Genomic DNA, 585 nt, shown 5'->3' with positions numbered 1-585 from the left:
GGCGGTGCAGGTCCTGCTCGCCCGCCGTGTCGGCCGCGACCACCGCGGCCAACGCGTCCGCCACCGGGCCGTGCCCGGGCAGCTCGGCCCCCGGATCGGCGTCGAGCCACGGACGCAGCACGAACGCCCGCAGGTGGGCGCGCGGGTGCGGCAGGGTCAGATCCGGGTCGTCGTCGCGCACCTCCCCGAAGGCGATGACGTCCACGTCGAGCGTGCGGGGTCCCCAGCGGACTTCGCGCACCCGGTCGAAGGCCCGTTCGGCGGCCTGGGCCCGCCGCAGCAGGTCGATCGGCTCGCCGTCGGCGTCCACGACCAGGACCGCGTTGAGGAAGGCGCCCTGTTCGGGACCGCCCACCGGGGCGGTCTCGTACACGGGCGACACCGCGACCGGCCGCGGCGCGCCCTCCCCGGCCATGAGGTGGTCCACCGCGCCCTGGAGGGTCGCCATCCGGTCGCCCATGTTCGACCCCAGCGCCAGCACCGCGCGTGTCACGACACCGTCTCCCTTCCCCGGGTGACGGTCACCGCCACGTCGGTGAACTCGTGCGAGATGGGCGCGGAGGGCTTGTGCACCGTCAGCTCCAC

Annotated in this window: 1 protein-coding gene and 1 pseudogene; both read right to left on the bottom strand. The window is 75.4% G+C overall.

The window, feature by feature from the left end; translation table 11 throughout:
* Positions 1-493, bottom strand: a 493-nt coding sequence (gene folK / locus D471_RS0128320) for a 2-amino-4-hydroxy-6-hydroxymethyldihydropteridine diphosphokinase (RefSeq protein ID WP_017601741.1), incomplete at its 3' end; no start/stop codon positions are given.
* Positions 490-585 (bottom strand): annotated as a pseudogene (locus D471_RS42155) (dihydroneopterin aldolase); the annotation flags it as partial. The gene folK and the pseudogene D471_RS42155, both read right to left, overlap by 4 nt.

Origin of the sequence: Nocardiopsis lucentensis DSM 44048 (genome assembly GCF_000341125.1) — a bacterium.
Taxonomy (GTDB): Bacteria; Actinomycetota; Actinomycetes; order Streptosporangiales; family Streptosporangiaceae; genus Nocardiopsis; species Nocardiopsis lucentensis.
This window is presented reverse-complemented; position numbering and strand designations above follow the sequence as displayed.